The organism is Geomonas sp., from assembly GCF_056994735.1.
This window is the reverse complement of record NZ_JBXKJL010000047.1, coordinates 24,920-49,528: the sequence shown is the minus strand read 5'-3', so window position 1 is coordinate 49,528 and position 24,609 is coordinate 24,920. Positions and strand designations below refer to the sequence as shown.

Annotated in this window: 25 protein-coding genes and 1 rRNA gene; 15 read left to right on the top strand and 11 right to left on the bottom strand. The window is 58.6% G+C overall.

Going from position 1 to position 24,609, the window contains the following annotated elements:
- A 5S ribosomal RNA gene (gene rrf, locus AC11W3_RS02425) occupies window positions 1–102 on the top strand; the annotation flags it as partial.
- Between the two features lie 451 nt (window positions 103–553).
- Here the strand turns inward: rrf and AC11W3_RS02420 are convergent.
- Window positions 554–1,015: a YbhB/YbcL family Raf kinase inhibitor-like protein gene (locus AC11W3_RS02420; RefSeq protein WP_484089712.1), complete on the bottom strand. Its 462-nt coding sequence runs from the start codon at window positions 1,013–1,015 to the stop codon at window positions 554–556.
- Between the two features lie 277 nt (window positions 1,016–1,292).
- On the opposite strand from AC11W3_RS02420, the gene AC11W3_RS02415 reads away from it, so the two are divergent.
- On the top strand, window positions 1,293–1,670 hold the full coding sequence (locus tag AC11W3_RS02415; protein ID WP_484089713.1) for a hypothetical protein: 378 nt from the start codon (window positions 1,293–1,295) through the stop codon (window positions 1,668–1,670).
- Between the two features lie 140 nt (window positions 1,671–1,810).
- Window positions 1,811–2,656 carry a L,D-transpeptidase family protein gene (locus AC11W3_RS02410; protein ID WP_484089714.1) on the top strand — a complete coding sequence of 282 codons (846 nt, stop codon included), beginning with the start codon at window positions 1,811–1,813 and terminating at the stop codon, window positions 2,654–2,656.
- On the opposite strand, the gene AC11W3_RS02405 is transcribed toward AC11W3_RS02410, so the two are convergent.
- Window positions 2,653–4,929 carry an ATP-binding response regulator gene (locus AC11W3_RS02405; protein WP_484089715.1) on the bottom strand — a complete coding sequence of 759 codons (2,277 nt, stop codon included), beginning with the start codon at window positions 4,927–4,929 and terminating at the stop codon, window positions 2,653–2,655. The two genes, AC11W3_RS02410 and AC11W3_RS02405, sit on opposite strands and share 4 nt — an antisense overlap.
- A 172-nt stretch (window positions 4,930–5,101) precedes the next feature.
- On the opposite strand from AC11W3_RS02405, the gene AC11W3_RS02400 reads away from it, so the two are divergent.
- Complete coding sequence (locus AC11W3_RS02400) at window positions 5,102–6,649, top strand: carotenoid oxygenase family protein (RefSeq protein ID WP_484089716.1); 1,548 nt, start codon at window positions 5,102–5,104, stop codon at window positions 6,647–6,649.
- On the opposite strand, the gene AC11W3_RS02395 is transcribed toward AC11W3_RS02400, so the two are convergent.
- Window positions 6,650–6,979, bottom strand: a complete 330-nt coding sequence (locus AC11W3_RS02395; protein WP_484089717.1) for a cytochrome C — start codon at window positions 6,977–6,979, stop codon at window positions 6,650–6,652.
- A 309-nt stretch (window positions 6,980–7,288) separates the two neighbouring features.
- Here AC11W3_RS02395 and AC11W3_RS02390 point away from each other — a divergent pair, with 309 nt between their 5' ends.
- Both AC11W3_RS02390 and AC11W3_RS02385 read left to right on the top strand, forming a co-directional pair.
- Window positions 7,289–7,741: a response regulator gene (locus tag AC11W3_RS02390; protein ID WP_484092416.1), complete on the top strand. Its 453-nt coding sequence runs from the start codon at window positions 7,289–7,291 to the stop codon at window positions 7,739–7,741.
- Entirely contained in the window at window positions 7,738–9,285 is a 1,548-nt protein-coding gene (locus tag AC11W3_RS02385; protein WP_484089719.1) for a PP2C family protein-serine/threonine phosphatase, read from the top strand. Before AC11W3_RS02390 ends, AC11W3_RS02385 begins: the two co-directional genes overlap by 4 nt.
- A 76-nt stretch (window positions 9,286–9,361) precedes the next feature.
- On the opposite strand, the gene AC11W3_RS02380 is transcribed toward AC11W3_RS02385, so the two are convergent.
- Window positions 9,362–9,781: a secondary thiamine-phosphate synthase enzyme YjbQ gene (locus AC11W3_RS02380; protein WP_484089720.1), complete on the bottom strand. Its 420-nt coding sequence runs from the start codon at window positions 9,779–9,781 to the stop codon at window positions 9,362–9,364.
- An 18-nt stretch (window positions 9,782–9,799) separates the two neighbouring features.
- Window positions 9,800–10,627: a D-alanyl-D-alanine carboxypeptidase family protein gene (locus AC11W3_RS02375; RefSeq protein WP_484089721.1), complete on the bottom strand. Its 828-nt coding sequence runs from the start codon at window positions 10,625–10,627 to the stop codon at window positions 9,800–9,802.
- Window positions 10,628–10,757: 130 nt separating this feature from the next.
- Here AC11W3_RS02375 and mutL point away from each other — a divergent pair, with 130 nt between their 5' ends.
- The 4 genes from mutL to AC11W3_RS02355 all read left to right on the top strand — a co-directional run bounded on the left by mutL (window position 10,758) and on the right by AC11W3_RS02355 (window position 15,491).
- Window positions 10,758–12,806, top strand: coding sequence for a DNA mismatch repair endonuclease MutL (mutL, locus tag AC11W3_RS02370; RefSeq protein WP_484089722.1), 2,049 nt, complete (start codon window positions 10,758–10,760; stop codon window positions 12,804–12,806).
- A gap of 1 nt (window position 12,807) precedes the next feature.
- Window positions 12,808–13,731, top strand: coding sequence for a tRNA (adenosine(37)-N6)-dimethylallyltransferase MiaA (gene miaA / locus AC11W3_RS02365; protein WP_484089723.1), 924 nt, complete (start codon window positions 12,808–12,810; stop codon window positions 13,729–13,731).
- A 12-nt stretch (window positions 13,732–13,743) separates the two neighbouring features.
- Window positions 13,744–13,968 (top strand): RNA chaperone Hfq, encoded by a 225-nt coding sequence (hfq, locus tag AC11W3_RS02360; protein ID WP_012529414.1) that lies wholly within the window; start codon window positions 13,744–13,746, stop codon window positions 13,966–13,968.
- Between the two features lie 230 nt (window positions 13,969–14,198).
- Window positions 14,199–15,491: a DUF512 domain-containing protein gene (locus AC11W3_RS02355; protein WP_484089724.1), complete on the top strand. Its 1,293-nt coding sequence runs from the start codon at window positions 14,199–14,201 to the stop codon at window positions 15,489–15,491.
- On the opposite strand, the gene AC11W3_RS02350 is transcribed toward AC11W3_RS02355, so the two are convergent.
- The gene (locus AC11W3_RS02350) at window positions 15,467–16,591 is read right to left on the bottom strand and encodes a phosphotransacetylase family protein (RefSeq protein WP_484089725.1); all 1,125 of its coding nucleotides are present in this window, start codon (window positions 16,589–16,591) and stop codon (window positions 15,467–15,469) included. The genes AC11W3_RS02355 and AC11W3_RS02350 overlap by 25 nt on opposite strands.
- Before the next feature lie 270 nt (window positions 16,592–16,861).
- Between AC11W3_RS02350 and AC11W3_RS02345 the strand changes: the two genes are divergently transcribed.
- Window positions 16,862–17,584, top strand: coding sequence for a BON domain-containing protein (locus AC11W3_RS02345; RefSeq protein ID WP_484089726.1), 723 nt, complete (start codon window positions 16,862–16,864; stop codon window positions 17,582–17,584).
- A 117-nt stretch (window positions 17,585–17,701) separates the two neighbouring features.
- A complete protein-coding gene (locus AC11W3_RS02340) occupies window positions 17,702–18,016 on the top strand; it encodes a transcriptional regulator (RefSeq protein ID WP_484089727.1) in 315 nt (104 codons plus the stop codon).
- 2 nt (window positions 18,017–18,018) lie between these two features.
- On the opposite strand, the gene AC11W3_RS02335 is transcribed toward AC11W3_RS02340, so the two are convergent.
- The 4 genes from AC11W3_RS02335 to AC11W3_RS02320 all read right to left on the bottom strand — a co-directional run bounded on the left by AC11W3_RS02335 (window position 18,019) and on the right by AC11W3_RS02320 (window position 20,658).
- Entirely contained in the window at window positions 18,019–18,369 is a 351-nt protein-coding gene (locus tag AC11W3_RS02335) for a DUF2784 domain-containing protein (RefSeq protein WP_484089728.1), read from the bottom strand.
- A gap of 24 nt (window positions 18,370–18,393) precedes the next feature.
- A complete protein-coding gene (locus AC11W3_RS02330) occupies window positions 18,394–18,825 on the bottom strand; it encodes an archease (protein ID WP_484092415.1) in 432 nt (143 codons plus the stop codon).
- A gap of 12 nt (window positions 18,826–18,837) precedes the next feature.
- Window positions 18,838–20,295, bottom strand: coding sequence for an RtcB family protein (locus AC11W3_RS02325; RefSeq protein ID WP_484089730.1), 1,458 nt, complete (start codon window positions 20,293–20,295; stop codon window positions 18,838–18,840).
- A 249-nt stretch (window positions 20,296–20,544) separates the two neighbouring features.
- Window positions 20,545–20,658: a GSU3473 family protein gene (locus tag AC11W3_RS02320; protein ID WP_484089731.1), complete on the bottom strand. Its 114-nt coding sequence runs from the start codon at window positions 20,656–20,658 to the stop codon at window positions 20,545–20,547.
- Window positions 20,659–20,877: 219 nt separating this feature from the next.
- On the opposite strand from AC11W3_RS02320, the gene rpsA reads away from it, so the two are divergent.
- Entirely contained in the window at window positions 20,878–22,083 is a 1,206-nt protein-coding gene (rpsA, locus tag AC11W3_RS02315; RefSeq protein ID WP_484089732.1) for a 30S ribosomal protein S1, read from the top strand.
- 3 nt (window positions 22,084–22,086) lie between these two features.
- Window positions 22,087–22,326, top strand: coding sequence for a DUF3820 family protein (locus tag AC11W3_RS02310; protein ID WP_484089733.1), 240 nt, complete (start codon window positions 22,087–22,089; stop codon window positions 22,324–22,326).
- Between the two features lie 111 nt (window positions 22,327–22,437).
- Here AC11W3_RS02310 and AC11W3_RS02305 read toward each other — a convergent pair whose 3' ends face one another.
- Window positions 22,438–22,938: a BCAM0308 family protein gene (locus AC11W3_RS02305; RefSeq protein ID WP_484089734.1), complete on the bottom strand. Its 501-nt coding sequence runs from the start codon at window positions 22,936–22,938 to the stop codon at window positions 22,438–22,440.
- Window positions 22,939–23,945: 1,007 nt separating this feature from the next.
- Between AC11W3_RS02305 and AC11W3_RS02300 the strand changes: the two genes are divergently transcribed.
- Window positions 23,946–24,599, top strand: a complete 654-nt coding sequence (locus AC11W3_RS02300) for a protein-L-isoaspartate(D-aspartate) O-methyltransferase (RefSeq protein WP_484089735.1) — start codon at window positions 23,946–23,948, stop codon at window positions 24,597–24,599.
- The last annotated feature ends 10 nt before the right edge of the window (window positions 24,600–24,609 follow it).

The following is a 24,609-nucleotide window of genomic DNA, read 5'->3' as shown; positions in this document are numbered from 1 at the left end:
GAGAGGGTCACACCCGTTCCCATCCCGAACACGGAAGTTAAGCCTCTCTGGGCCGATGGTACTGCATGGGTAACTGTGTGGGAGAGTAGGTCGCCGCAGGGAATTTAATAGAAAAAGCCCCACCAGGTACTGGTGGGGCTTTTTCGCGTCTGGCAAGTGACCAACAGCTGAAGCCTCCACAACTCGCTTCCTTCCTCGAAAAATGAAAAGAGCCAGCGTTTTGAGAAACCACGCTAGCTCTTTCAGGAAGAAGTCACCTCTTTAATGATGAATTTTAGCTGGTGCTTTTGATGAACCTGCTAACTTCTTCTACGCGCGTCACGCCATCGGCGGCCATCGGAATCAGAAGAAAAATCGCGAAAACGCGGGAGCAAAAGCATCATATTCAGTTCTCACCTTCCTTTAAATATAATGTACTCCCTTCGAGAAAATTGTGCAACTTTCACCCGCCTGTAAATCCACAGCTGGCGGGGCTTCACAGGTATTTTGAAAGTGCTTCCCGCCCCGACTTTAAGGGGGAGGTAGAGCCTGGTCCGCAACCCCTATCTTGGGATCAGAGCGGAGCTTCATTAGTCCGGGAGTAGGTTCCCATCAGCTCAGCGGTAGCGACAACGTGCTGTCCCATCGCCGTTTCCAAGGCCTCCCTGGCCGCGCCTTCTGAAAGGATCAACTTGATATCCAGGGCGTACAACCGGAAAAAGTACCGGTGCGTGCCTGAAGGTGGACAGGGGCCGTCGTAACCCACCTCCTTGTTGGTATTCAACCCCTCCAGAGCCCCATAAGGCACCGTGTGCTCCTTGATCTCCTTCACCTCAGGCGAAATGTTCCACATCAGCCAGTGCGTCCAGGTCCCTGCCGGTGCATCGGGATCATCCACTACAAGGGCCAAGGATTTGGTTTTCGGCGGTATCCCGTGGATCGCCAGGTGAGGGTTCACGTTCTCTCCGTCACAGGTGTACTTCGACGGAATCTGTTTCCCATAGTTGAACGCCGGGCTCGTCAGCTTGAATTCCATCTGTCACCTCCCACTCTCATTGATAACCGTCTAAAGGATACAAACCATTGAAGATGCGTCAAGGGATAGCCTTTCTCGAAAAAACAGGGCAGTCGTTGGACATTCATGGATGGGGGGGCGATTGTTCGGGAGTCAGACATCAGCAGATTGATGGACGGCACTAGTCCTGACGGTTTGCAATCCCCCGCAGCCCCGTTAAAATTGAGCCATCACCGGAGCCAGTGCTACGGTACCAAATTTATGACCGGACCGGATTATCCGGTCGGAGGCGCAGACCATGAAAAAGCACTACCTGGTCATCTTCTCGATGCTGCTGATCCCTACCGGCTGTGCGACAAAGGGCTACGTGAAGCAGCAACTGGAGCCCGTTGCCTGCAAGGTCGACGTACTGGAATCAAGACAAAACGCATTGGAGCAGAGGGCGAATGCCCTGGAGTCCCGCCTGGCCCAAATCGAGGGGAGAGCTACTGCCTTGGAGTCCCAGGTCAATGCGCTTCCTAAGACCATCGAGCTTTCCCCCGCCGACAGGGCGATGGTGACCGATTCCGAGAGAAGAACCACGGAAGCGGCACAAAAGGCCGAGACTGCCGCCGCCGCCGCTGAAGCCGCCTCCAGAAGAGCGGCTAAAGCCTTCGAACTCGGTCAGAAAAAATGACCCACTCTCCATAGAATTCGAGGAGCCCCAAATGGCGCAGCCACGCACCAAGGGGCTTTTCCTTTATGCTAACCCTGCGTCCTGTACAGCTCTACCTGGTCCTGCTAGTCACAACATTAGCGTCGGCCCCAAGAGTCCCTTTGGCTGCCACCTTTCCCTATGCCGATGGCTTTGTCGGGACCCTGAAGCAATACAGGGTACGGGACAACGAATCTCTCATCGAAATAGCCCGCAGGTTCGATCTAGGTTTCAACGAGATAGTCGAGGCCAATCCCGGCGTTGATCCCTTCATCCCTCGCTCGGGCACCGTGATCACCATCCCCAGCGCCTGGATTCTCCCTGTCGTTACGGTGCGACCCGCCATCGTGGTCAACCTCCCGGAGTACCGGTTGTACTATTTCCCGAAGCGTCGTCCCCGCACGATCATTACCTATCCGTTGGGAATAGGGGACGAGGGGCGCGACACCCCCTTTGGCAGCTTTACCATCGTGCAGAAGATACTCAACCCGGCATGGCACGTCCCGAAGTCGATCCGAAAAGAGCAGGCCAAGCTTCCGAAGGTGGTGCCCCCGGGGCCTAGAAATCCGATGGGGACACACGCGCTACGCCTTTCACTGGAAAGTATCCTGATCCACGGGACCAATAGGCCATATGGCATTGGTAGAAGGTCCAGCCATGGCTGCCTGAGGCTTTATCCCGAGGATATCAAGGATCTTTTCAGGGAGGTTCCCAGGGGGATGCGGGTGGTGATCGTGAACCAGCCGGTCAAGATCGGCACCAGGGGGAAAGGAATTTTTCTCGAGGTACATAAGAGTGAGCGGGGCGAGTTCACGGTGGGACGGGTGATGCGCCTGCTGGCGGCAAGAAATCTTCTGGTGCGGACTGATTTCTCCAGGCTTATCCGGGCTGTTGAGGAAAGGAGAGGAATGCCGGTCGATGTGACTCTGGCTGCGCCGGGAGGAAGCCAGACCGGAAAAGGTCGCTAACTCTCCAATATCTCCCTTATCTTCGTTAACAGCAGGGAAGGCGGCACCGGCTTGGTCAGAATCTGCGCCTTGTCGGCCATGATGTTTTCCTTCCTGATAATCTCGTCGGTGTAGCCGCTGGTGAATAGGATCTTCGTCCCCGGCCGTATCCGCTGGATCTCCTCGTAAACCTGCCACCCATTTTTTTTCGGCATGATGGCGTCCAGGAAAGCCAGGGATATTTCATCCTGGTGCTCCTGGAACTTCGCCACCGCATCATCGCCCGCAACGGCAACGATGGTGCGATAGCCATAAGCCTCCAGCACATCGACCACGATCTGCCGCACGTTTTCGTCGTCCTCGGCAACGAGAATGGTCTCGGTACCACGAGGGAAGAGCTGGGCAGTTTCTTCCTCGCCCGTCTGGGCTTCGCGGGTCAGCGGCAGGTAGATCCTGAAGGTGGTTCCGTAACCAATCTCGCTATAGACCTTGATGTGCCCGTTGTGCTGCTTCACGATGCCGTAGACGATGGAAAGTCCCAGGCCGGTTCCCTTTCCCTGCGCCTTGGTGGTGAAGAAAGGCTCGAAGATCCTCTCCAGGTTGTCCTTCGCTATCCCGCTGCCGTTATCGGAGAAAATGATGGTGGCATAGTTGCCGGGGCTGATGCCTGCGGCCATGGCCTTCTCGGCGTCGATATTCTCCGAGGTGGTCGCGATGGTTATTCTTCCCCCCTCTGGCACGGCATCGTGGGCGTTAACCGCCAGGTTCATCAGAACCTGCTCCAGCTGCCCGACATCGGCGAGGACGGTTAGTTTCTGCGGCGACGGCGTTATGATCAGCTCGTGTCCTTCCCCTATGACCATCAGGAGGAGCTTCTTGATGTCCTGGATGACGGTGTTGAGATCGACCGGGACCAGGGTGATGGCGTGCTTCCTGCTGAAGGCCAGCAGCCCCCGGGTGAGGCCAGCTGCTCGTTCGGCGGCATCGAGCATCTGCTGGAGATAGGGCATCAAAGGGCTTTCGCGGGGGATATTCATCTGCATGAGTGCCGCATTGCCGATGATGACGGTAAGGATGTTATTGAAGTCATGGGCGACGCCTCCCGCGAGCGCCCCGATCGATTCCATCTTCTGGGATTGATGCAGCTGCTCCTCGAGCTTCTGCCGTTCGGTTATGTCCTCCACAACGCCGATGAGGTAGGCCGGAACCCCCTTGGCGCGATGGACCAGCGAGAGTGTCAGGATGGTCCAGACGGCCGAGCCGTCGGGTCGCTGGTAGCGCTGCTCGGCGGTATAAGCCTTGATCTTTCCGCCCAGGAGGAGGCGGACATGTTCCTGGAAGGCGTCCAAGTCGTCGGGGTGGGTGATCTCGTGGATGGTACGCTGCAGCATCATGCTGGCCGGGCAACCGACGATATCACAGAAGCGCCTGTTGACCAGGATGAGCCGCCCGTCGGGGGACATATGGGCGATCCCTATCGGTGCCTGCTCAAAGGTGCTCCGGAACCGCAGTTCGCTCTCCTCAAGTATCGCTGCCTTTTTGATGAGGTTTCTGGCGCCGAGCGATATGCCTGCCAGTCCGAGGAGCCAGAAGAAACCGTGTCCCAAGGCTATCCAGACCAAGGTCGATTTCATGGCCTGTTGGACCTGCGCCAGAGGGACGGCCACACTGATCCCCCCCCTGACGGCCAGTGGGCGACGGGATGTGCCACGATCGGCGTTATGGCACCGGATGCAGGGATCATGGGCCATCAATGGGCGCATCAGCCGCATGTAGGGTTGCCCGTTGATGGTCTGAATCTGGCTCACTTCGGCGGTCCCCCTCTGGAAGGAGCGCAACGCCTCCGACTCCCACTGGTCGGGAGCATTTTCGGGCCTAAGGGGGATGATGCTGGTGATATGTCCCTGGCTCAGCTCCGGACGGTTGCGAGCCATCTCGAAGACCTGGCGGATCATGGTCGAGGGGCTGACCAGTGTAAGGCGCCTGCCGGAAGGGGTAGTGATCTCGCGTTCGGGGGTTTTGGTAAGGTAGGGATTTGGCTGGTTTCTCTCCGTTACCGGGGCATATACCCCGCCATAACTCTCGGCCCAACTGCGATAGAGGAGATCCTTCTCGAGCGCCGCTCTCGCCTCGGCGAGCCCGATGGAGACCGCCTCCTCCTTTTGATGCCGGTACCCCACAATGAAGGATGTCGCTATCAGCATCGTCCAGGCGGCGCCCAGCCAGATCGAGTAGTTACGCAGGCGCCGGATCTGCACCCTCCGGTTTTCGTTATACTCGCCGCTGTGGTTCATGGCTCTCCCGTGACGGAGGATATCTTCATTGGCGATGGGTAATTATACCATAGAAGCATTTGGCGGAACGTCACTCAAAATGCCAGTGTCCGCGCCGCTATTTGTGCCCCGACTGCAAGGGGGGTAGACTAGAAAAGTCGCAGCGATATCAACATGGTCACGTGAGGAAGAAATGCTATCCCGTCGTCAGCTCCTGCTAATGGGGGCGGAAGCCGCAGCCTCCGTTGCATTGTCAGGTTGCGCCGCCAGCCCTCCGCTAAGAAAAGATGTCTTTGCGGACTTCGGCGATGAGGCGCGGCCCTATCTGGGACTGGCAACCACCCTGCGGACCGAGAACAACTATGATGCGAGGGTGGAGGGGGCTCTCCCGACCGATCTGCGGGGAACGTTGTATCGAAACGGTCCTGGACTCTTTGACCGGGGCGGCTTTCGCAAGCGCAATCTTCTGGACGGAGACGGGTTGGTACAGTCGTTTTGCTTCCATGATCGAGGAGTACACTACCGCAACAAGTTCGTGCGGACTCAAAAGTACCTGGAGGAGGAGGCTGCGGGGCATTTCATCTATCCGAGCTGGAGCACCCAGGCTCCGTGGGGCTTCTGGGGCAACTTCATGCGGATGGGGTTCATGGGGCAGGCCGGGATCACCGTCTTCCCCTGGCGTGGACGCCTTTATGCTTTCGACGAATGCGCCCTCCCTTATGAATTGGATGCCGATACCCTTGATACCTACGGAATCTCCCGCCTCGGGCTCCCCGATGGATTGACCATTTACGCGGCTCACGCCAAATTCGATCCCCTTACGGGAGAGTGGCTCCACTTCGGCATCATGTACGGCCCCAGTCCCAAGCTCCACATCACCGTGTTCAGCCCTGACGGCCGGCTGAAGCTGCACCGGGCGCACTCCATGCCGCGAAACATCTACATGCACGACTGGTTCGTTTCCGGGCGCCACTTCGTCTTTGCCCTTCATCCTGTCGAGATCTCTTTCTGGGCTGTCTTCTTCGGGCGAAAAAGCATGGTGGAATCGCTTAAGTGGCAGCCGCAAAAAGGAAACCTGATCATGGTGCTGGACCGGGAAGGGTGCCGGCCGCCGCTGCTGCTGGAGACGACGGCCTGTTACATGTGGCATTCAATGAACGCGTACAACCGGGGAGACGAGATCATCGCCGATTTCCTGGGATACGAGAATCCCGACCACTTCGTGGGGCACGACCCCGTTTCATCAGCAGTTATGCAGGGACGAAGAGGAGAGTACGCCTTCCCGGGAGCGGTGCGGCGCTACATTATTGACCCGGGGGCGAGATTGATGAGGCAGGAGATGCTGGATGGTGGCAACTACGAGTGGCCCCGTATCAATGAGTTCCATCGCTGCTACGGGTATCGTTTCGGCTACATGGTCCAGGCGAGGCCAGGGGACTTCTTCTGGACCATCGTCTGCCGCATCGATATGCTGAGCGGGGAAGTGGAGCGTTATGACTTCGGGGCGGGGTGTTACCTTACCGAGCCGGTCTTCGTCCCGGTGCCGGGGCGCCGGTACCATGCCGACGACCGGGCGGAGCCGGGATATCTTCTGACCGAAGGGTATGACAGCAGGAGCAGGCTGAGCTTCCTGGCAATCTTCAGGGCAGACCATCTGGCTGATGGTCCCATCGCCATGGTGCGTCTGAATCATCATGTGCCGTTCAGCTATCACGGGTGGTGGGATGCGAGCAAAATATAGTCACCTTTTCTTCAAAGGCGTCTCCGGCCAGAACACTCCCAAGACAGACCGCTCATCCGCGCTCAACTTGACTCCTTTTTGCTCCATGCGCTCCTGGATCTTGTGCATGTTCTTTCCCGCTTTAATGGCATCTTCTATAACCTTGGCGCTGTGGCATGAGATGCACCTCTGTTCGATCACCGGCGAGGCCTTCCCGAAATGTCCTCCGGTGACGCTGCCAAGGCTGTGACCGGAAGTCGGCGGCGTCTTGATCTCCTGGGCCCCCAACTGAGCTCCCAGTGAAAGGAGCGAAACTGCCATAGTCATTGCCCGACGAAGAAGTGGTCTCATTTTGCCTCCCGCTAACCTGCAAGTAATTTCCCAGTCTTTATTTATAGCAGATCCTGTAATGATTGCCGTGCCTTCACAAAGGTGACCCGGCAAGTGCCGCCTTTCCACGACAGGAGAGGCACGGCCACCTTCATCTGCTTTCTCGCGAGGGAAGACGTGGCCTGTGACTTGCGATGGCGTTTCTAAAGCCGGCGTGGTGTTTGCCTAATGATAGCGGGAATGTGGTACACTAAGGTGAATCGATCCATAGGGAGATAGCCACTGGCTACTCCCCTGGCTTAATTAGGTGAGGAAGATGATATGATGGTGATGCTTCGACGTATCCTTCTCGTAGAGGACAACGCCAACGATGCGGAACTCACCATGGAGGCGCTCTCCGAGCACAACCTCGCCAACGGAGTCGATCTGGTCCGCGATGGCGCTGAAGCGCTCGACTACCTTTACCAGAGGGGGCAGTACGCCGGTTTGGGCGAGGGGAAACTCGCCGTGATACTGCTGGATCTAAAGCTTCCCAAGGTTGACGGACTCGAGGTGCTACGCACCATAAAGGGCGACGAGAGACTGAAGTGCATTCCGGTGGTCGTCCTTACCAGTTCGCGGGAGGAACGTGACGTGGTGGAAAGCTACCGCCTTGGCGTCAACGCCTATGTGGTGAAGCCGGTAAACTTCACTGAATTCATCAACGCCGTGAAGGAGTTGGGGGCCTTCTGGGCCATTATCAACGAACCCCCGCCCGTGAGAGTAGCTGGGTCTGACACATGACGCAGAGGCTTCGCATACTCCATCTGGAAGACGATCCTATGGATGCCGAGCTTGTCCAGATGACCCTGACTGCAGAAGGTCTGCAGTGTGAGGTCCAGGTGGTATCCAGGCGTGACGAGTTCGAGAACGCCCTCGTGCGGGGTGGGATGGATCTCATCCTGGCCGATTTTGCGCTCCCGGCTTTCGATGGCATGACAGCTCTCGCCATGGTCAGGGAAAAGGATCCGGATCTCCCGTTCGTCTTCGTCTCCGGAAAACTCGGTGAAGAGGCCGCCATCGAATCATTAAAGAGCGGCGCTACGGATTACGTCCTGAAGAGCAGGCTGTCAAGGCTGGGGCCGGCGGTGCAGCGGGCGCTGACGGAGGCCAAGGAGCGGGCGAAGCAAAGGCAGACCGAAAAGGAGCTGGAGGTCGCCTATGCCGAGATAGAGAAGAGGGCGGAGGATTATCGGAACCTCTTCAACAGCATACGCGACGTCATCGTGGTGACGGACGACGACCGGACTATCCTCCATGTCAACCAGCCGGCGCTGCAGGAGGTCTTTGGGTACCAGACGGAAGAGGTCGTCGAACGGAGCAGCAGCATCCTCTATGCTCATGAGGACGATTTCCTGAGAACCGGGAGGGAGTTCTTCGATATAGGGGGCGAGGTCAAAGGGAAACTCCTGGAGCTTCCCTTCCGCAGGAAAAACGGCGAGATCTTCATTGGAGAGCAGTACGCCATGAGGCGGCTGGATCGCTTCGGCGTCGCCACCGGGAACGTCTCCATCTTCCGCGACATCAGCGAACGAAAGAAGGCGGAGACGGCGCTACGGGAAAGCGAGATGCGCCGGTATCAGCTCCAGGTCGAGCTGGTTTACGCGGCGGAGATCCAGGCCAAACTTCTTCCCCGTACCTGCCCGCAGATCCCCGGCTTTGACGTCGCCGCCAGATGTCTCCCGGCCAAGCAGGTCGGTGGTGACTTCTACGACTGGCAGCAGGTCTCTCCGACCGTTTTCTATCTTACCCTGGGCGATGTCATGGGGAAGGGAATGGCGGCGGCCATGCTGATGGCGACCGTGAGAGCGGCGCTGCACGCCGTCACCCTTTATAATTCGCCCGCGCAAGCCCTGCACCTGGCCGAGAAGGCGCTCTTCGCCGACCTGGAGAATTCCGAGAGTTTCGTGACCCTCTTCCACGGCCAGCTCAATGCCGAGGATCGCGTCTTTTCCTTCGTCGACTGCGGCCACGGTTACGTCTTTGTCCGGCGTGCCGATGGTACGGTCGACGGGCTTTCTCCGCGCGGGTTGCCGTTGGGCGTTCAGGGGGGGGAGATATACCAGGAAGGGATGATAAAGATGGAGCGGGGGGACGTGCTGGTCCTCTACAGCGACGGGGTCATCGACGCCACTCCAGAGTTGTCACTGACCAACCAGATCCTCGCGGAGCAGGTGGCCGACCAGCAAAGCGCCCAAGAGATCGTCGATCGCATCATCGCCTTGACGGGAGAACCTGATCCGCAGCCAGACGACATTACCGTGCTCGTTGTCCGCTGCACCGGTTAGGGCTCGCAATACGGTTCCGTCCTGCTGTCTCTTTGAAGCGGCATCCCCCGACTCAGCCACGGTCACAGTAATTACCTTACTCCCCGATGATCTTGATCAGCACGCGCTTCCTGCGCATGCCGTCGAACTCACCGTAGAATATCTGCTCCCACGGCCCCAGGTCGAGCTTTCCCGCCGTTACCGCGACCACCACCTCCCGCCCCATCACCGTCCTCTTCAGGTGGGCGTCGCCGTTGTCCTCGCCGGTGTTATTGTGGCGGTAGCGGGAGTAGGGCTTCTCCGGTGCCAGCGTTTCCAGCCACTGTTCAAAGTCCTGGTGAAGACCTGACTCGTCATCGTTTATGAAGACACTTGCGGTGATGTGCATGGCGTTGCACAACAAAAGTCCTTCCCTGATGCCGCTTTCGCGAATGGCCGACTCCAACTCCCGGGTGATGTTGACGAAGCCACGTCTGCTCTTGATCTCGAACCACAGCTCCATCCGGTGATGCTTCATTTTCCCTCCTTGCAAAGGTCATCGTAGGGCAGAACTCCGTGCAGAAAAGGCCGCGTCCAGCATGGCGGGCGCGGCTTTCCAGCGGTTTCGTGAGCGCATGAGGACAACAAGCACCCTCGTGTCGCCGCGCTTGGCCAGCGCCACCAGGCATTGCCCGGCGTTGGGGGTGGTGCCTGTTTTGACGCCGAACGCCCCGGGGTACCTTCCTATCAGCCTGTTCTTGTTCCTGAAGTAAAAGGTCCTGCGGCCGGAGACGGTGGTGATCCGCGTCGCCCGCCGCGAGACCAGATCCGCGAAAAGGGGCTTACGAAGTGCCTGTTCCGCGAGAACGGCGAGGTCATGGGCGCTGGCGAAAAGGGCCGCATGATCATGGCCGCAGGCATTGGTGAACCTGGTATTTTCAAGCTGCAGGCTCTTGGCCCGCGCGTTCATCTCGGCCACGAAGGCTTTTTGGTTACCGCCCACATGATCGGCCAAGGCGCGGCATGCATCGTTTGCCGAGGCGATGAGGGTCGCCGCCAAAAGATCGTGTACCCTGAATCGCTCCCCTGCTCGCAGCCCGATCCTGCTGCCGGTCTCCCGGGCTGCGCCGCGGCTCACCGTCACTATCTCGTCCATTTTGCATCTTTCCATCACAATGAGGGCCGTCATGATCTTCGTCAAGCTCGCCGGAGCCAGACGCAGGTCGGCGTTTCTCTCTATGAAGGTATGTCCGTTTATTTGCACCAGATAGGAAACGGCAGGATACCGGGATGGTGGGACGGCCGCTTCGGCCGGATCTGCTACTGCGCAGGTGAAGAAGGTTGCTGCAATGGCGCAGCTGGCGATGTAGGACAGCGATTTCATCTTCTACTTTATAGCACCCTTTAACCTGCGTGCAAACAGACGGGGGGGAGTCGCGATTGAGATTTACAAAGCCTGCGGCCTTGGGTTATCTTGTCGCTCGGCACTTACTGCGACTGCTGCGAGGACTCGATTGGCGACAAAGATAAGGATACTCCCCGAGAATTTAACCAACAAAATCGCGGCGGGCGAGGTCGTGGAGCGACCTGCCTCGGTGGCCAAGGAACTTGTTGAGAACGCCCTGGACGCTGGCTCGAAAGAGGTAGTGGTCGAGATCGAGTCCGGGGGACGGAAGCTGATCAAGGTGACGGATACCGGCAGTGGCATGTCGCGGGAGGACGCGCTACTGGCCCTTGAGCGGCACGCCACCAGCAAGATCGCCTGCGACGAGGACCTCTTCTCGCTATGTACCCTCGGCTTCAGGGGGGAGGCGCTACCGTCGATTGCCTCTGTTTCCCGGCTGACCATCGCTACCCGGACTGGGGACAACGTCGAGGGCGCAGAGATTTACGCCGAGGGGGGAAGGATCAAGGAGGTCAAAGGGTGTGGCATGGCAGCCGGCACCGTGATTTCCGTCAGGAACCTCTTCTTCAACACTCCGGCCCGCCTAAAGTTCATGAAAAGCGCCGAGACCGAAGGCGGCCACGTGGGGGAACTGCTGACCCGGCTGGCGATTTCCAGGCCCGATGTCCGCTTTACCTATATCTGCGACGGGAAGGTGGTCTTCAGGGCCCTCGATGCCGATCTGAAGGAGCGGGTTGCCACGATGCTCGGTCGTGCAGTTTCAGCGTCGCTGTTTCCCGTCTCCTCTCATGACCCAGGTGGCTTGAAGGTTACGGGGCTAGTGGCGTCGCCGGACTGCAGCCGCAGTGCGGGGAGCCATCTCTATACCTACATAAACGGCCGCTTCATCAGGGACAAGGTTGTTCAGCATGCCGTCCTCCAGGCGTACCGGAACTTCATGGAGCGCGGGCGGTATCCGGTGGTGGCGCTTTTCATCGAGATAGCCCCCGGCGAGGTCGACGTTAACGTCCACCCGACCAAGCACGAGGTCCGGTTCAGGGAGCAGGGCAAGGTGCATGATGCCATCCAGTTCGCGGTGGAGTCGGTGCTGAAGGATACACCGTGGCTGAAGCGATCTGACGGCAAGGGTAAAGCCGAGCCCTCATTTGCACCGAGGGCTGGTCTCGCCGCAGCCAAGGAGGCACCATCTGTCGATGCAGTCGAACGGTCGTTCAGTCAGGAAAGGCAAATCCCCCCTGTCCCCCCTTTGACAAGGGGGGGACGTGAGGGCGGCGCAGACGCTGTTAAGTCTGCTGCTCCTGCCGGGAGTACCGCCGATGTCTCATCCGATGTCTCATCCGATGTCTCATCCGATGTGAGCGCGGCACGGGTGGCTGAGGTCAGGGAGCTCCTGGTGGATTACCAGCCGCGCCCGCAGCCGGCCTTTCGGCCACATTTCCAGCCGCCGGTGAAGGAGTCATTGCCGACGCAGCCGAAGAGGGGGGGATCCACGGCCACCACCTCCTGGAGTACGACCAGTCAAACTGTCGAGGTTCCGCAAGTCGAGGTGGCCAAAGCTGAAGGGGCAGCACGAGGGTACTTCTCATCGCTCGCCGTTATCGGCCAGTACAACGCCTCGTACATCCTCTGCCAGGAGGGAACCGGTCTTGTTATCATCGATCAGCACGCCGCTCATGAACGGGTTGCCTTCGAAAAGCTGAAACGGCAAATTGCCGGCTCCGATGTGGATAGCCAGGGACTTCTCTTCCCCGAGACCCTGGAGCTATCCTTCAGAGAATCGGCGGTTGCTCTGGAGCATCTTGATGATCTGGCGAGGCTGGGGTTTCTCTTGGAGGAATTCGGTGGGAATACCTGGCTGTTGAAGGGAGTCCCGCAAATCATGGCTGAAACGCAGTACCTGCGCATTCTTCGGGACATCCTGGAGGAGCTCGGGAGTCTCGGCAGGAGCAGGACCTTCACCGACGTCCAGGAGGACATCCTTGCCCGGATGGCATGCCACAGCGTGGTGCGGGGGCGCCGCCCTCTCACCGAGCAGGAGATCACCGCTCTGTTCAGGCAGATGGATGAGACCGACTTTTCCAGCAACTGTCCGCATGGCAGGCCGGTGATGCAGACCATCACGCTGGGCGAAGTGGAGAAGATGTTCAAGAGGGTCTGAGATGTCTTCAGATATGGCTGAGAAAATCAAAGTCGTCGTCATTGTCGGTCCCACCGGTTCCGGAAAGAGCGACCTCGCCGTAAGGCTCGCGGAACAGATAGACGGGGAGATTGTCAACGCCGATTCGATGCAGGTCTATCGCGGCATGGACATCGGCACTGCAAAGCCGCCGGCCGAGGCGCTGGCTCGGGTCCCGCACCATTTGCTCGACATCGTGTCTCCGGAGCAGGACTTCAGCGCCTCCGACTTCCGTCGCGAGGCCACCGCCGCCATTGCGGACATAGACGCCAGGGGAAAGAAAGCCATCGTCGTCGGCGGGACGGGTCTTTACATCCGTGCCCTGCTGGAGGGGCTGGTCGATTCCCCGACCGGCGATCCCGAGGTTCGCCGGCTGTTCGCTGATCTCCCCGGAGAGGAACTCTTGCGGCGGCTGGTAGAGGTCGATCCCGAAACGGCATCGCGTCTCCATCCTAATGATCGGGTGCGCCTGATCCGTGCGCTGGAGGTCTTCACTCAGACTGGTCGGCCCATTTCCGACTTACGCTCCGAGCACGGCTTCTCGGGCTCCTACTATGATGCCTTCAAGATCGCCATCAAGGTTGAGCGCCAGGAGATGTACCGCCGGATCGAGACGCGGGTGGACCAAATGCTGCAGGACGGCTTGGTCGAGGAGGTGCGGTCGCTCCTTGCCCAGGGGTACGGGCGGGAGTTGAAATCGATGCGGTCCATCGGCTACAAGGAGATTGCAGCCTACCTTGCCGGAGAACTTCCTCTGCCCGAGGCAATTGACTTCATTAAAAGAGACACCAGGCGCTACGCAAAACGGCAAATGACCTGGTTCTCCAAGGAAAATGAAATTTGTTGGCTTGAATATCCTGAAAGTTTTGCTACTATCCTTGAACATGTGATTGAATTTTTTGCGTAAAGGAGCGGAATCATGCCGAAAACGCCTTTTAACATCCAGGACCAGTATCTGAACCAGTCCCGCAAGGAGCGCGTGAAGGTTCTAGTGCAGCTCATGTCCGGTGAAAAGTTGGAGGGTCACATCAAGTCTTTCGACAATTTCTCCGTACTAATGGAAGTCCACGGAGACATCCTCATTTATAAACACGCCATCTGCAGCATAACTTCCGTCGACGGGGTTTTCCGCCTGCACCAGTAAGGAAGGCAGGGCGGAACTGTCGCTCCTTTGCTGCTCAAGATAATTAATCAGAAACAGTAGCTCTTTTACAGCCGGCTCGTTATAATGGGCCGGCTGTCTTCATTTTTTGACTGTCGTCCGGCGTGACTTCCTCGTTTTAAGCTGTCCTCGCTTCTCGCCTGCCGTCCCCAGTTGATCCCGGATAGCATATTCCCGCCGTTTCACCGGCCTCAATACCAGGAGAAAGTTTGATGCCAGGTCTCATAATTGACACCGTAATGCCCGGAAGCATAGCCGAAGAGTTGGAGATCGAACACGGTGACCGGCTACTCTCGGTGAACGGGCATCCCTTGCGGGACATAATCGATTACAACTACTACACTGCCGATGACGAGCTCCTCCTGGAGTTGGAGAAGGGAGACGGCGAGCTGTGGGAGCTGGAGGTGGAAAGGGAAGAAGGGGAGTCGCTCGGTCTCATTTTCCCCGCTCCCTCCCCCGCCCGCTGCGGCAATAACTGTGTGTTCTGTTTCGTGCATCAGCTTCCCAAGGGGCTGCGCGGCCCGCTCTACGTCAAGGACGAGGACTACCGGCTCTCATTCCTCTACGGCAACTACGTGACCCTGGCCAATATCGGAAGGGACGAGGTCGAGAGGATCAAGTCGCAGCGCCTGTCGCCGCTCTACATTTCCGTTCACGCCACCGATCCGGCCCTGAGAGAGAGGCTGCTGGGGAAGAAGGGGATACTCCCCATCCTGGAAATAATGAAGGAGCTGGCAGAGGCAAGGATCACCATGCATGCCCAGATCGTGCTGTGCCCGGGGGAGAACGATGGCGAGGCATTCGCCCGCACCGTTGAAGATCTGGCGCAGCTCCATCCCTGGGTCGCTTCCCTCGCCGTCGTTCCCGTGGGGCTGACCACTCACCGCGATAAGCTTCCCGATCTCGCCCCCGTGAGCGAAGAGTTCGCCGCCTCCTTTATTGGAGAGTGGGAAGAAAAGAGCCGGGCGCTGGCCGAGAGGCTGGGAGATGCCTTCCTCTTCCTGGCCGACGAGTTCTACATCAAGGCGCAGATCCCCTTTCCCCCGCTGGAGAGTTACGGGGAGCTGCCGCAGTTGGAGAACGGGGTGGGAATGATTCCGCTGTTCCTCTCCGACGCCGAGGCCGTGCTCGAGGATGCTGAACATCTGGGAGAGGGGAGGGTGACGGTGGTGACCGGGGAGTCTCCCTACCGGTACCTGGCCGACTTCCTCGGCAGGCTATCTGGAATCACCGGCACATTCATCACCCCATTGGCCATACAGAACAGGCTTTTCGGCCCGAGCGTCACCGTTACCGGCCTTATCTGCGGTAGGGACATAATCGAGTCCCTGAGGGGACGGGAGCTGGGAGAGTTGGTGCTAGTGCCGGATGTGATGATGAAGGAAGGGGAGGGAGTGTTCCTGGATGATCTGACTCTGGAAGATCTGGAGCGTGAACTCGGGAAGCCAGTGCAGGTGGTCGAGTCCACGCCCTTCGGGATCTATGACGCTCTCAGGTACCGCTGAGTCGTTTCGCTGGCCATGGCGTCAATCGCCTGGAAGTCGATGACGCTTTCGGCCGAGGACTTGATCAGGTTTATCTTCTCATGGTCGTCGGCCGTGATTTTCGAGACGTGTTCGCTCAGGGTCGTGTAGACTTCGGCGGTGGTCTTGAGGGTGCGGATGTAGGGGATGTTGCTGTCGTCGAGGATCTTCTGGCTGATGGCCGAGACCGGGGCAGATCCGGGGATTATCAGGCCGCCCAGCTTGCGCCGGTAAGCCGGGATGTTGTAAAGGGCCGAGGCGGTTACAATCAGCTCGTCCCTTGAGCTCGTGGTGAGGAGCAGCGTCGAATCCTGCAGGGTGTCGATCACCCGCTGAGAGGAGGCGGCTCCCAGCTGTACATGGTGGATGATCCTGCGCCTGGCTTCAATGTCGCCGTGAAGGGGCAGCTTCAGCAGGTTGGCCAGGTCCGTCAGCGTGGGGTTTGCCAGCGTGGAGGAGAACTCGAAGGCGCCGGCGACCCGCTGATTCCTGCTCTCGAAGAACATCTTCAAGAACCTCAGCGTTTCGGCCCGCTTCTCGGGGATCAGCTTGTTCACCAGCACCAGCTTGACCTCGGCGCCCTCCTGTCTAAAGAGGGAGAGGTTAAGCTCGACCGAGTCTATCACGCAGCCGATGCCACCGCTGGCGACCATGATCACCGGCGCGTCGAGTGCCCTGGCGATCTGGGCGTTGTTGATGCCGATCACCGACCCGACACCGCCGTGCCCCGATCCTTCAATGATCAGGAAGTCGTTCTTCTTCTCAAGCTCCCAGCAGGCCTCCTTGATCTTTTCAAGGGGCTCCTCCGCCGGGATTTCCCCGCTCAGATACTGCTTGGTGTAACCCCTGCCCAGAACTACCGGGGACATGAGCGCCCGATCCTTCTCCAGCCCGTAAATCGAGGCAATGAGAGCCGCGTCCATGTCCATCTGCACGTTGTCCATCATGAAAAGCTTCGGGCCGATCGGCTTGATGAAACCGACCCGCGCGTACTTCTTTTTCGCCAGATGCATAAGCGAAAGGCTGATCGTGGTCTTCCCGCAATGCTGCCCCGTTGCTGCGATAAAAATCTTCTTACACATAGGTTTTTGCCTCGTTTGTTTTCGGCAATCGTTCGTGTGGCCTGATTATACATTGATTGCGATAACGGGAGCAACATGGTATACGGTACCGCCTCTGCGGCTCCTCCCCTCTCATTATTGACACTGCCCCCGTTCGACAACCCCCTGCTCCGTGATACAATCTATCCGTCGGCTTTCCCATAATGATTACGACGGTTTCACTGGAGGGGCCTCTTGTGACACCCGCATTGCATCGTTCGGCCTGATACCATAAAGCAAGGGGGAAGAACCATGATACGCGCTGAAGAGGTAGTTGGAACCATCCTGGCGGCGCTGGAGCGGGAGCCGCGGGTCAACCTGCACAGCCACCCTGTCGACATCACTTTCGCTGACGGCGTAGTCACCCTTTCCGGCGAGGTCGACGGCGTCGCCGCGAAGAAGCTGGCGCTCGAGATCGCCGCTTCGCCATCGCCTGTCTCGGGAATAGTCGACAGGCTGCGGGTGGAGCCTTCGGAGCGGATGGAGGATGGCGAGATACGAGATCACGTCTGTGACGCCTTCGTAAGCGAGCCCGCTTTCAACTCCTACTCAATCCGGGTGCTGGCCAAGGGGGAGGTGGAGCAGGTTCGGGATCTCGCTGACCCGAAGCGTCTCCTGGAACTCGAGGTCTCGGAAGGGGTGGTAACGCTGAACGGCGCGGCTGAGAGCCTTTCCCATAAGAGGATGGCGGGGGTGCTGGCTTGGTGGGTCCCGGGGAGCCGGGATGTGGTGAACGGAATAGAGCTCTCTTATCCGATGGAAGACAACGACGACGAAATGGGCGATGTTCTCCGGCTGGTCCTTGAGAAGGATCCGATGGTCAACGCCTCGCAGATAAAGATCCGCTGCAACAACCGGGTGGTTACACTCGATGGCGCCGTCGCCAGCGAAAACAGCAAGGCCGCCGCAGAGTCCGATGCCTGGTACGTCTTCGGAGTCGACAGGGTCGTCAACAACCTTGTCGTGACCGGATAGGCTGTACGAACACCTAAGAGAGTTCGGCAGCATTTAAATATAAGACCTGATGAAGGGGCGCGGCATAGCATTGCCGGTGCCCCTTCACTTTCTCTGGCAGTCCCTGTTGGAGGACTCATGAGGAGCAGAGCGAAAGAACCGCCGACCCCTGCAGACAGGCCTGACACCCTGCGGCGGGAGATCATCTCCGTGCTCGGTCAGGAGACGTTGACGGCCAGGGAAATATCGGAGAGGGTGGGCATTTCCGAGAAGGATGTGCTGGAGCACCTCGAGCATGTGCGGATGGCCATGCACGGGGGGCTGATCATCACCCCTGCGGAATGCATGTCGTGCGGTTTTGTCTTCAAAAAGAGGGATCGCCTGAAGGGTCCTGGTAAGTGCCCGGTTTGCCGCAGCGAACACATAGCCGAGCCTGCCTTCTCCATTGGCTAGCTTCACCGCTTCCTGGCGCCTAGGTAAAGCCAGACGTTCCCCAGGCAAATCAGCACGGTAATGATGACGATTGGTGTGCGCGGTGCATCGAGGTAGATGAGCCTGTTGAGGTAGTGAGTGATGAAGGAGTCGTGGTATCCGCCTTGGGCCCCCTTTATCCTGAGCCAGACCTCAAGATGGGTGAGGGGGCAGTACCAGTCGAAGGTCTCCACGAAAAAGGCGAGGAACAGTGCGGCGATGTGTAGAGTACCTATGACCTTGTACCGCCTCCCCCACCACCCACCTATGATGATAAAGATGATCCAGACGAAGTGAAAGAAAACAACAGCATCTGCCAGCAGTCCGTAGGGCAAGGTTCCTCCCCGGTTCGGGGGACGTCAGACGTCAAGGACCACGGTCGCACGCCACCCCTCAGGGACCTTCGCCACCGAAAATCTCAGCATTGTCACCGCCTTGACGTCCGTCCTCAGCCGATGCCGTTCCGGGTTCACCTCCTCTCCCTGGAGGGTCGCCACGAGCGTGCATTCATCGGCACTTTTCTCGATGCGAAGCTCTGTCGGGAGGAGGATCAACCTCCTGGCGTCCTTGTAGAAGATCAGCTCGTTGAGGAAGTCGAAGAGGAGCATCTCCTCGTCGGTCTGGTCGAGCCTGACTTCCAGGGACTCGGTCTGCCGGACGGCGGTGAGATCTTCGACCATTACCTCCATCGTCGCCTTGGCAGCCTCCTGGAAGAGCTCTTCCAGTGTCTTCCCCCAGGCATTAAAGGCTATGTCCGCGTGGGCGATGTCGCCGCGGTATTCGTAAGGCATATCTCCCCCTGCCTACCCCTTGATGTTCCCTATCGGCACCAGGCGCGCTACCCTCTTGCTCAGCCCGGCCAACTCGGTCGCTTCGACCACCTCGTCGATGTTCTTGTAGGCGTCACCGGCCTCTTCGGCCAACCCGCCGAAGGAATCGGTACGGACATAAATTCCGCGGGCTTCCATGTCGCGTTGCAGCTTGTCGCCCCGGAAGCTCTTCTTCGCCTGGTGCCGGCTCATGGTCCGGCCGCTCCCATGGGCCGTGGAGAAGAATGCCTCCGCTCCGCTGTCGAGCCCCGCCAGCAGATAGGAGCCGGTCTCCATGCTCCCCCCGATGATCACCGGCTGCCCTGTCTTCTTGTAGCACTCGGGGAGGCCGTAGCCGCTTGGCCCGAAGGCCCTGGTCGATCCCTTGCGGTGAATCAGGAGCTCCTTTTTGCTGCCGTTTATCTCGTGCCTTTCCAGCTTCGCCGTGTTGTGGGCCACGTCATAAACCATCCTCATCCCCATCTCGTCGGGGGAGCGTTGGAAGACATCAGAGAAAACCTCCCTTATGCGGTGCAGGATCACCTGCCTGTTGGCGAAGGCCATGTTGACCGCGCATTTCATCGCGCTGAAGTAGGCCTGTCCCTCGGGGGAGTGGAATGGTGCGCAGGCGAGTTCCCGGTCGACGATCTTGATGCCGTATTTTCGCTCCATCACCGACAGAAAAAGCTTCAGGTAATCCGTTGCCACCTGATGCCCAAACCCCCTGCTCCCGCAATGGAACATGATCACCACCTGGTTGGGAATGGTCAGACCGAAGGCCGCTGCCCTTTCTGCATCGATGATGTTGTGCGGCTGCGCAACCTGGATCTCACAGTAGTGGTTGCCGCTGCCCAGGGTCCCGAGCTGGTTGAAGCCTCGCTCCACTGCCTTATCGCTTATCGATTCCGGGTCAGCACCGGAGAAGCATCCACCCTCCTCGGTCATCTCCAGGTCGTCCGCCGTGGCGAATCCACGGTTCACGCACCAGCGTGATCCCTGCTGAAGAACGGTCCTGAACTCGTCCGTGTTGAGTCGCACAAAACCGTGGCAGCCGACACCTGTCGGGATCCTGGTGAAGAGGCGGTCGATCAGCTGGTGCAGCCTGGGCTTGACCTCGTCGGCGTCGAGGTTGGTAAGGACCAGGCGCATGCCGCAGTTGATGTCGAAGCCGATGCCTCCGGGAGAGATGACCCCGGTGCCCGGGTCCATGGCCGCGACCCCTCCTATGGGAAATCCGTATCCCCAATGGCCGTCAGGCATGCAGTAGGCGTATCTTTGAATGCCGGGGAGGGTGGCGACGTTGGACACCTGTTCGAAAACGCCGGCATCCATCTCGTGAACCAGCTTCTCTGTGGCATAAATCCTGGCGGGGACCAGCATCCCCTCCTTATAGCTGACCGGAAGCTCCCAGATAGTGTCCGAAACTCTTTTCAACGCCGCTGGTACAGTCATAGTCCCTCCTCAGGCTTCTTGTGCTTGAGTTATACTACCATATTTAATGCGCAGTGGATTTGGCGGGAATGGGGTAACAGGGAAGAGGGGGGAGGGGAGGGCTCGATAACGGTAAGGTCCTGCTCCCTTGGGATCAACAGCAGGAGCCGGTGGTCTCGGTCAGAGCCTTTTTGCCTTTCGGGATTTGTGGATGTGCTTATGGTCTGGAACTATGGGGTCTTCTGCCGGAGGTTCTCCTCCCATCATGACTCACTCGCCGGATCGATCAAAGCCGACTATTGATCCCTTTTCAAGGAGGTCCTCGAGCTCGTGGTCGCTTACCACGTCATAGCTGAAATCGTCGTAGCAAACGAGGATGCCCATATATATTCACCTCCCTAAACGTAGGAGCGTCGCACTTACAGCACCTTATCGGAGACTTATGTGAATCCTTTAAAGGTTATTCCCGCTGATCTTGCCTCTGTGACCTCGACAGGAGCGGGAAATCGGGGGGAAAGCTAGTTGACAAGGGTACAGAGTGCCCTGTATGCTCGTTGAATGCCCAAAAGCTAGAGTGGAATAAATACGCAAAGAGGTAATGAAATGGATACTGAACGCAGGGATGAAATGGAGACGGAAGAGGAGAGCTTTGCCGAGATGTTCGAGCGCAGCCAGAAGGATTCCGGCAGATTGCAGCCGGGCTCGAAGCTGGAAGCAACGGTTCTCAAGATAACCAAGGATTGGGTCTTCCTGGACACCGGCCGCAAGGGCGAAGGGGTCCTCGATATAAAGGAACTGACGGATGCCGACGGCAACGTCACCGTTGAGGTAGGCGATAAGGTGACGGCCTGGTTCATCTCCTCGCGCAACAACGAGATGCGCTTCACCACCAAGATCGGCACCGGGAGCGCGGGTGCGGCCGGCAATGCCCAGCTTGAGGAGGCCTACGCCGCCGGCATCCCGGTCGAAGGGGTCGTCGAGAAAGAGATCAAGGGCGGCTTCGAGGTTAAGGTGGCCGGCTCCCGCGCCTTCTGCCCCTTCTCGCAGATGGCTCTCAGAAGGATCGACGACAGCTCGTCCTACGTCGGCAAGCACATGTCGTTCCGGATAATGGAGTACGCCGAAAACGGCCGCAACATCGTGCTGTCGCACCGGGCTCTCCTCGAGGAGGAGCAGCAGCAGGAAAAGGAAACCCTGAAGGAGACCCTCAAGGTCGGGGACCGGGTCAAGGGGACCGTAACCTCGCTACGCGACTTCGGCGCCTTCGTCTCCATCGGCGCGGTCGAAGGGCTGCTGCCGATCTCCGAGGTCGCCTGGACCAGGGTCAAGGAGATGGGCGAGGTTCTCTCTGTAGGCCAGGAAGTCGAGGTGGTGGTCAAGGCAATCGATTGGGAGAAGGGTAAATTCTCCTTCTCGCTCAAGGACACCCTTGCCGACCCGTGGGAAGAGACAGCGGGCGCGTTCCCGGAAGGTTCCTATCAAAACGGCACGGTTGCCCGCCTTACCCCGTTTGGCGCCTTCGTCACCCTGGCGCCGGGGGTGGACGGCCTGATCCACATCTCGAAGCTCGGCCAGGGGAAGAGGATTCAGCACCCGAAGGAGGTCCTCTCCGAGGGACAGGAGGTCGAGGTCAAGGTGGAAGGCATCGATCGGGAGCAGCGTAGGATTTCGCTGTCGCTGGCCTCGGTGAGCCGGGCCGAGCAGGAGCAGAGCGAGAGCATGGAAGCTTTCCGCAAGAAGGCGGCCGAGGTGCCGAAGGGAATGGGTACGCTGGGCGACCTGCTGAAAGCCAAGCTGGGGAAGGGGTAGGCATTGGAAGAAGTTTTCCCGGACCGCTCCTTTTTGCTGAAGCTGGCGCGGACTACCATGCCCTTCGGGAAGTATGCCGGAACCGTGCTGGTGGACCTGCCCGAGCCGTACCTGGTATGGTTGCGGCAGCAGGGCTTTCCGGAGGGAGAGTTGGGGGAGATGCTGCAGTGCGTATACGAGATAAAGCTCAATGGCCTCGAGTACCTCTTCGAACCGCTGCGGCAGAGGCGTCCCCGCTACTGAACTCCCCGTTTTAAATCCGACCACAAAGAAAAGACCCCCTTGCAGCAGCAAGGGGGTCTTTTCTTTGAGTGTCTGAGCGGCAACGCAATGATAATGGAGATGCGGGGGACGCTACCGCGTCCATTCCACCCGGACCATGTGCTGTTCGTGGCTCCATTTGTAGTGCAGTTCGCCGTGTTGGGACTTGTACACTTCCCGCCCCAGCTTTTGCGCCAGCTTGTCTTCAGTGGTAGTGACGGTGATTTGGCCGTCATCCTCGCTGATTTCCATGATCCTTCCCAGAGGGTTTTTCTGGCGGTGCTTGGCCTCTTCCTGGCTGATGGTATTGAGGATCTCTTCCTTGTGCGCGGCGAGATAGGGGCCTGAGAGGGTCACCACGCCGGCCGGGTTGTGATCCTCCATGCGCTGGCAGGCAGGGCACAGCGTCTCGCTGCCATGCTCGATTCCAGCGGTTTCCATCTGCCACCTCTTGTTGTGGTAGATTATGCCGCACCCCCGGCATGTTGTTCCCTCCGGCAGCCCACGCTTCGGCAGGTAAGGCCCCAAGCTCCTGATGTTGCGCTGCCCCTTCTCTTCCACACCCTGACTCTTGCTCGGATGACTGTATGCCATAGCCTACCTCCCTGACTTGTTCTTGGTCCGGATAGTATAGCACCTGATGTCGGCGGCGCATGTGGTGAGCTGAAAGAGTCGAAACCGCGGAAAGAGAAAATGATGGGGGTGACGTGAGTCTGTAGCGAGGGCGAGATCAGGTCAAGTCGGAAGGCGGGTCGGCGCTGGAATAAGGAAATGACGACGCTGTAACAGGGGAACGATGACGCTGCATGCGGCGAGGTGGCTGTAGCATCAACGAGTGGATATTGTAGCAGAAGACGGAGAAAACTGCGGGGGGGATGAGGCCAAGCAAGGATCAAGAGAGGATTGAATAAAGACCACGCAAACGAGAAAAGGGCCCAATGCCAAGCACTGGACCCTTCCTCCGAAAAAACGTAACTGGCGCTCAGTATCTGGAGATGCTTTATCCTTATCCGTCGGTGTAAGCTGGCTAGTAGTGAGATGCATGCTCCTTTTAGGACCATGTATTCGTCCCAGTGATCTAGTGTGACTTACCCTTTTTCAAGCGGTGTTTTACGCGCCTGGCGGATGAGATCTGCACGCCTATCGGCTTCATCTCCTTGAACGCCAGCTACCAACTCCAGGGTGCCGTAGGGTTTTGTGAGATAACTGCACTTATGTAAAGCATCTCCCCGGAAAACGCTTCAGGCAATTCCTTGCGGACTTGCACACCACGTCTGTAACCTGGGAATAAAGTGAAGTCAGTATCATCAGGCTTCTCGACGCAACCGATACCTGTACTCCAGAGCTGTTTTCAAAGAACTTTGGGAGAAGTATCTCTCCCATGATTTAAGTGTACGCCTGCCCCCCCAAAAAAACAACAATTCAGAAGTTGGTCCCTTTCTACTTAGCTCCTGCCATTTTTCTGTCAATCTTCAGTCGTCATTGGCTCCGACTAATGCGAGCAGGTGGTGCGGATGCTGACGCCTAAGACAGAGGTCCCTGGCGGTTATCAGTGAAGGGGGGTATGATAAGATTTAGCTTTTTGGAAGAGGGGGACGCCAATGCATGCGGATAAAGAGCTTGAGGCGAGAAAGGAGCGGATGCTGAGCGAGGACCTGCTGGCGCGAGGAATTCGTGATGCCGCGGTGATACGCGCCATGCGGGAAGTTCCGAGAGAGGCCTTCCTCCCTCCGGAGATGGAGCGTTTTGCCTACCAGGACGGACCGCTCCCCATAGAGGAGGGGCAGACGATCTCCCAGCCCTACATCGTCGCCTACATGATCGAGGCGCTGGAGTTGCAGGGGCAGGAGCGGGTGCTGGAGATAGGGACCGGCTCGGGTTACGCGGCGGCGGTGCTGAGCCATTGCGCGGCGGAGGTCTTCACGGTGGAGCGCCTCCCGGTACTGGCGGAACTGGCCCGGGAGCGCCTTGAGAGGTTGGGCTACCGCAACGTTCTGGTGCACCTCGGGGATGGCACCATCGGGTGGAAGGAGCATGCCCCCTATAATGGCATCGTGGTCACCGCGGGGGCGCCGGAGGTGCCGGCGGAGCTGATGGCGCAACTCGCCACAGGGGGGAGGCTGGTGATCCCGGTGGGCCCGACTCCGCACCTGCAGAACCTGGTGCGGGTGCGCCGACTCCCGGACGGGGAGTTCAGGCTTGAGGAGCTTTGCGCGGTCCGCTTCGTCCCCCTGATCGGCGAGCAGGGGTGGTGACTTCCTCCGG